This is a genomic window from Johannesbaptistia floridana (assembly GCF_057440575.1).
The window spans coordinates 1-7175 of sequence record NZ_JALKVM010000342.1 but is presented as its reverse complement, the minus strand read 5'-3'; the positions used below and the strand labels follow the sequence as shown (position 1 = coordinate 7175).

At 39.8% G+C, this 7175-nt stretch carries 3 protein-coding genes and 1 pseudogene; 3 read left to right on the top strand and 1 reads right to left on the bottom strand.

Annotation, left to right across the window (positions count from 1 at the left end):
* On the top strand, positions 1-2244 hold a 2244-nt coding region (locus MW688_RS19125; RefSeq protein ID WP_486737609.1), incomplete at its 5' end, for an ankyrin repeat domain-containing protein.
* Between the two features lie 145 nt (positions 2245-2389).
* Here MW688_RS19125 and acnB read toward each other — a convergent pair.
* Complete coding sequence (gene acnB / locus MW688_RS19120) at positions 2390-4990, bottom strand: bifunctional aconitate hydratase 2/2-methylisocitrate dehydratase (RefSeq protein ID WP_486737608.1); 2601 nt, start codon at positions 4988-4990, stop codon at positions 2390-2392.
* Between the two features lie 112 nt (positions 4991-5102).
* Between acnB and MW688_RS19115 the strand changes: the two genes are divergently transcribed.
* Both MW688_RS19115 and MW688_RS19110 read left to right on the top strand, forming a co-directional pair.
* On the top strand, positions 5103-6569 hold the full coding sequence (locus MW688_RS19115; protein ID WP_486737607.1) for an aminotransferase class I/II-fold pyridoxal phosphate-dependent enzyme: 1467 nt from the start codon (positions 5103-5105) through the stop codon (positions 6567-6569).
* A gap of 119 nt (positions 6570-6688) precedes the next feature.
* Positions 6689-7102, top strand: a pseudogene (locus MW688_RS19110) (Uma2 family endonuclease); the annotation flags it as partial.
* Positions 7103-7175 lie beyond the last annotated feature (73 nt).

Genomic DNA, 7175 nt, shown 5'->3' with positions numbered 1-7175 from the left:
AGTGTTTTAGGCCAAGGAAACCATGCTACCACTTACAAAGCACTTGACCTGAAAACTAACACCGAAGTAGCCCTAAAAATACTCCCTTGGCAGGCAATACAACAATGGAAAACCTGGGAACTCTTAGAAAGAGAAGCCAAGGTTTTAGCCCAATTAGACCATGATAATATACCCAAATATATTGACTTTTGCGGTGATAAACCACAACAACAGGAAATTTTTCTCATAGTGCAAGAATTAGCCCCAGGTAAATCCCTCTCAGAATGGGTAAAACAAGGATGGCGCACCAGTGAAGCCGAAGTCAGAGATATTGCCCAACAAGTATTAGAAATTTTCCAATATTTACATAATTTAGACCCCCCCGTGATTCATCGGGATATTAAACCACAGAACTTGTTACGCACTAAGGAAGGGAAAATATATTTAGTAGATTTTGGTTCAGTACAAAACACTTACTACAGTACGATGATGCGAGGCAGTACGGTAGTAGGAACTTATGGATATATGGCTCCAGAACAATTTGTAGGCAAATCTCTCCCCCAAACAGATTTATATGGTTTAGGAGCAACATTATTATATCTGTTAACCCACAGTGAGCCCACAGTATTTAGCCATAATAGCCTCAAACTAGATTTAGAAGATAAAGTAAAAGTATCTCCTGAGTTATTGTGGTGGTTAGAGAAAATATTAGACCCAGATGTAGATAATCGCTTTAAAAGTGCTGAGGAGGCATTATTAGCCTTAAATAAACCCAAAGTGGGGAAAGTGCGGTCATTATTTACCAGAAAAACCGGAAGAGGGTTAGCAGTGGGGGTAATGGCGATATCTCTAATAGGTGTAGGAGTAAGTATCGTTGATAAATTGTATGAGGTATTTCCCAATAAATTAGCAACTACTTTTTGCTATTCAAAACCGATAGTCAAAGACTATATTTTAGATGGAGGGGATCCTAACTCTCAAGTTATGATTAGTAATGTTGAGACTAAGCCTCTAATTCTCTGCCATATAGATGATGAAGAAATAGTTCAGCTATTAATTGACCATGGTGCTGATGTTAATGCTCAGGATAATTCTGGCTACTTTCCACTACGGCATGCTACTCGAAGTAACAATACAGAACTAGCGAAACTGTTGATTGAGCATGGTGCTGATGTTAATGCTCAGGATAATTCTGGCGATACCCCACTACATTATGCTTTTTTCCGTGACAAAAGAGAAATAGCGAAACTGTTGATTGAGCATAAAGCTGATGTTAATGCTCAGGATAATTCTGGCAACACTCCACTACATTATGTTACCAAAAGTGGCAATACAGAAATAGCGAAACTGTTGATTGAGCATAAAGCTGATGTTAATGCTCAGAATAAAAATGGCGACACCCCACTACTTCGTGCTACTTGGTATAACAATACAGAAATAGCGAAACTGTTGATTGAGCATAAAGCTGATGTTAATGCTCAGAATAAAAATGGCGACACCCCACTACTTCGTGCTACTTGGTATAACAATACAGAAATAGCGAAACTGTTGATTGAGCATAAAGCTGATGTTAATGCTCAGAATAAAAATGGTCAAACCCCACTACTTCATGCTACTAGGAGTGGCAACACAGAAATAGCGAAACTGTTGATTGACCTTGGTGTTGATGTTAATGCTCAGAGTAACTATGGCAGCACCCCACTACTTTATACTACAGGAGGTGGCTACACAGAAATAGCGAAACTATTGATTGAGCATAAAGCTGATGTTAATGCTCAGAATAACCATGGCGACACCCCACTACATCTTGCTACAGAAAATAACAACATAGAAATAGCGAAACTATTGATTGAGCATGGTGCTGATGTTAATGCTCAGAATAAAAATGGCGACACCCCACTACTTCATGCTGCTGAATGTAAAATAACAGTAATACCGAAACTGTTGACTGACGATAAAGCTGATGTTAATGCTCAGAATAACTATGGCAGCACCTCACTACTTTATGCTACTTCGCCTGAAAAAATAGAAATAGCGAAACTGTTGATTGAGCATAAAGCTGATGTTAATGCTCAGAATAACTATGGCAGCACCCCACTACTTTATGCTACAGAAGGTGACTACACAGAAATAGCGAAACTATTGATTGACCATAAAGCTGATGTTAATGCTCAGAATAACCATGGCGGCACCCCACTACTTTATGCTAGGGAAAATAACAACGCAGAAATAGCGAAACTGTTGATTGACCATGGTGCTCGCTAATGTTCATTTATACATCAAATAAATCAATAAATCAAGCTTAATCATAGATTAAAGACGTGAGCCTCCAGGCTGGGAAGGTAATTTTTATTACTGAAATACTTCCTACACCGACTGCCTAAGCAAGACGGTGTAGGAATCAAGTTTTTTAACTTTTGTCCATAGCGTAAAGGTCTTCAAACTTAGGCATCTTTTCTAAAGGAATTACTCTTCCCTCATCTTCAAAATTAGCAATTTGGTCAAAATTGAGGTAGCGATATAAATCAGCAGCAAAAGGATTAATTTTAGACTCAATAATCTCTAAATACTCCTCAACCGTAGGAATATATCCCAACAAAGCACAAACTGCTGCTAATTCTGCCGAACCTAAATAGACTCTCGCGCCTTTACCCATACGGTTATTAAAATTACGGGTAGAAGTTGAGAAAACCGTTGCCCCATCTTCAACTCGGGCTTGATTACCCATACACAGAGAACATCCGGGCATTTCTGTTCTAGCGCCAGAGGCTGCAAAAACACCATATACCCCCTCTTCTCGCAGTTGTTTTTCATCCATGCGAGTAGGAGGACAAATCCAGAGACGGGCTTTTGCTGGTCCGGCATCTTCTAAGACTTTAGCGGCAGCGCGATAGTGACCGATATTAGTCATACAAGAACCAATAAACACTTCATCGATGCGATCGCCTGCGCATTCTGACATTAGTTTAACATTATCTGGGTCATTGGGGGCAGCGACGATGGGTTCTTTAATCTCATTGAGGTTAACTTCAATAATATCTGCATATTCTGCATCAGCATCAGCGGACATTAATTCTGGATTAGCTAACCATTCTTCCATTTTAGCCACGCGACGCATGATAGTTTTAGCATCTTGATACCCTCTTGCCACCATATTTTTCATCAGGGTAATATTAGACCGCAGATATTCAGAAATAGTTTCAGTTCCTAACTTAATTGTACATCCTGCACAGGAACGTTCTGCTGTGGCATCTGTTAACTCAAAAGCCTGTTCTACTTTTAAATCTGGTAAGCCTTCCATTTCCATAATGCGACCTGAAAAGACATTTATTTTATTTTCTTGGCCACAATTGAGTTTACCCTGTTGCATTGCCACATAGGGAATAGCATTCACAATATCTCTGAGGGTAACTCCTGGTTGTAATTCCCCGGTGAAGCGCACCAATACTGATTCTGGCATATCTAGAGGCATAACTCCCAAAGCTGCGGCAAAGGCCACTAAACCGGAACCTGCGGGGAAGGAGATACCGAGGGGGAAACGGGTGTGAGAGTCTCCTCCTGTCCCTACTGTATCTGGTAACAGCATCCGATTTAGCCAGGAGTGAATAATTCCATCTCCAGGACGTAAAGCGACACCACCACGGTTAGCGAAAAAGTCTGGTAGTTTTTTGTGGGTTTCAATATCTACTGGTTTAGGATAAGCTGCTGTATGGCAGAAGCTTTGCATCACTAAGTCAGCGCTAAATCCTAAACAGGCTAATTCTTTGAGTTCATCTCTGGTCATTGGTCCTGTGGTATCTTGAGACCCTACCGTAGTCATCATGGGTTCACAGGATGTTCCCGGACGTACTCCCGGTAATTTACAGGCTTTTCCTACCATTTTTTGACCTAGGGTAAAGCCTTTTTCTCCCTCTGCGGGAATAGTGGGACGAACAAATAGGGTACTAGGTTCTAAACCTAAAGCTTCGCGGGTTTTATCGGTAAGACTACGACCGATTAACAGAGGGATTCTTCCTCCGGCGCGAACTTCGTCTAAGATTGTTTCTGGTTTTAGTTGGAATTTAGAGATTACTTCTCCCTGGGAGTTATGAATTTCTCCTAGGTAGGGATAGATAGTGATTACCATTCCCGTTTCTAATTTGTTCACCTCGGTTTCTATAGGTAAAGCGCCGGAGTCTTCTGCTGTGTTGAAGAAAATGGGAGCTATTTTCCCTCCTAGGATATAACCTCCAGAGCGTTTATTGGGAATATAGGGAATATCATTACCAATGTGCCAAAGGAGAGAGTTAATGGCTGATTTCCGTGAAGAACCTGTCCCTACTACATCCCCTACATAAGCTACAGGATAGCCATTTTCTTTTAGTTTAGCAATAGTAGCGATACCATCACTCATCCTTGATTCTAACATTGATAGGGCATGGAGAGGAATATCAGGACGTGTGGTGGCGTGGGTAGCGGGGGACAAGTCATCGGTGTTTGTTTCCCCAGGAACTTTGAATACTGTTACAGTAATTGCTTCAGGAACTTTTGGACGGGAGATAAACCAAGCTGCTGATGACCAAGCGTCTACCACTTGCTTAGCATAGGGGTTAGTTTCTGATAATCTGATCACTTCATTGAAGGCATCAAAGACTAAAATAGTTTTACTTAGGGCATTGGCTGCACTTCTTGCTATATTAGTATCACGAGAAGAAAGCAATTCTACTAAAGATTGTACATTGTATCCTCCCACCATAGTCCCTAATAAGTCAATTGCCCCTTGGGCCGAAATTATGGGACATTCTATCTCTTTTTTAGCTACTGCTGTGAGAAATCCTGCTTTCACGTAAGCGGCTTCATCTACTCCGGGGGGAATGCGATCGCGCAGTAGTGTCAATAATTCTTCTTTGGCTTCTGCTGGAGGATTTTCTAATAATTGGCATAATTCTGACGTTTCTTGAGCATTTAATGGGAGTGGGGGTATTCCCATTGCTGCTCTTTTTTTTGCTTGTTCATAGTATTTTATTAACATATTCTCCTTTTTTTCCAAAGCTATTTATTTATTTATTTTTACCTTATTTTTTGGTCTTCAAAGTTATAATTTTCTGACAAACCTTGTCTTGATAAATTTGCTTGATTATTATATGTATTTAAATCAATATGAAACTCCTATCGTTCAACAATTACAATTACTTGTCAATCTAGTAGATGTTGCCTTTTACGCACCTGGACATAAACAAGGCAGAGGAATTAGCCCTATTTTGTCAAAATTACTAGGAAAAGACATATTTAGAGCAGATTTACCGGAGTTACCGGAACTAGATAACTTATTCGCTCCCTCAGGGGTGATTGCAGCAGCACAGGAATTAGCGGCAGAAGCATTTGGATCCCGTAAAACCTGGTTTCTAGTAAATGGCTCAACTTGTGGCGTAATCGCAGCTATACTAGCAACTTGCCAAAGTGGAGATAAAATAATATTACCACGCAATATCCATCAATCAGCGATCGCTGGCTTAATTCTCACGGGCGCTATTCCCATCTTCCTCCAACCAGAGTATAATCCTACCTTGGATTTAGTGACCACAATTACCCCGGATGCTGTGGCTAAAGCGTTACAAAAACACCCAGATGCTAAGGCAGTTATGGTAGTTTACCCCACCTACCAGGGTATCTGTACAGATTTACAAAGCATCGCTGAAATTACCCATAACTATAACCTACCATTACTAGTAGATGAAGCCCATGGTCCCCATTTTAACTTCCATCAGGGTTTACCCGCAACTGCTATGGACTTAGGAGCTGATTTAACTGTACAATCTACCCATAAAGTTTTAGGGGCTATGACTCAGGCAGCTATGCTACACTTAAATAGCCAGAGAATAGCACCAGAATCAATTACTCAAGCTTTACAATTAGTACAATCAACCAGTCCAAGTTATCTTCTCCTAGCTTCTCTAGACGCCGCTAGACAGCAAATGGCGATAACAGGGGAAAAACTCCTTTCAGAAACAATCAAAATATCGCAAATAGCAAAACAACAACTAGAGAATTTACCCGAGTTAACTATTCTTACTCCTCAACACTTACCATCTAATTATCAACTAGATATTACTCGTCTTACCGTCTTCTTATCTAATGTAAATATTTCAGGATTCGTCGCCGATAGAATTCTTAGACAAGAATATGGGGTTACTGCGGAATTGCCTTTAGAGAAATCATTAACTTTTATCATCACCATTGGCAACAATCGAGAAGATATAGAAAAATTAGTGACAGCTTTTACCCAATTAGTGAAAGCATATCCCCATCCCTCAGAAAATACTCCCATCTTTTCTCCATACCTGCCAGAAATAAACCTTCCCTTTATGTCACCTAGAGAAGCTTACTTTGCCAGCAAAATCCGTCAACCCCTGGATGTTAGTATAGGAAAAATTAATGCAGAATTAATTTGTCCATACCCTCCCGGTATTCCTGTATTAATGCCAGGAGAAATAATTACAGAAAAAGCGATCGCCTATTTACAACAGGTGATTAATTGCGGTGGTGAAGTTACTGGGTGTAGCGATACAACTCTAGAAACAATGCTGGTGATTAGTGATATCAGCAGGTAATGCTGTTTAAAAATTTACAATAACTTAAGAACATTACTTAATTGTAATACAAAAATTTTTCCCGGAAATCTTTTTCCTTTCTTGTTACAATTAATAACGAAAAGAACTAAATCAAGTCTATGACTACAGTATTAAATCTTGAGTCTATTACCTCTTTCTCAAGAGAGCAATTCTATCAGCTTTGCGTTAATAATCCAGAATTGCAATTAGAAAGAAGTCGATTAGGAGAATTAATTATTATGCCTCCAGTTGGTGGTGAAAGTGGTAGAAAAGAAGCTAAATTAATTATTGATATTGGTAATTGGAATGAAGAAACCTTATTAGGTATAGTTTTTAGTTCATCAACTATTTTTAGTTTACCAAATGGGGGAGAGCGATCTCCCGATGTAGCCTGGGTATCTTTAGAGAAATGGGAAAAATTAACCTTAGAAGAAAAAGAAGGATGGCCACCAATTTGCCCTGATTTTGTGATTGAATTAAGCTCAAAAAGCGATCGCTTAAAACCACTAGGAGAGAAAATGCAAGAGTATTTATAGCAATGAGCGTTGTAGTGTTAACAATATTTATATTTACAGATCCCCCCTTCCCCCCCGCAAACTCGGGGGG

What these genes read in the sequence shown, in the direction of transcription:
- MW688_RS19115 (WP_486737607.1), top strand. Translation starts at nt 5,103, where the DNA reads ATGTATTTAAATCAATATGAAACTCCTATCGTTCAACAATTACAATTA.
- acnB (WP_486737608.1), bottom strand. Translation starts at nt 4,990, where the DNA reads ATGTTAATAAAATACTATGAACAAGCAAAAAAAAGAGCAGCAATGGGA.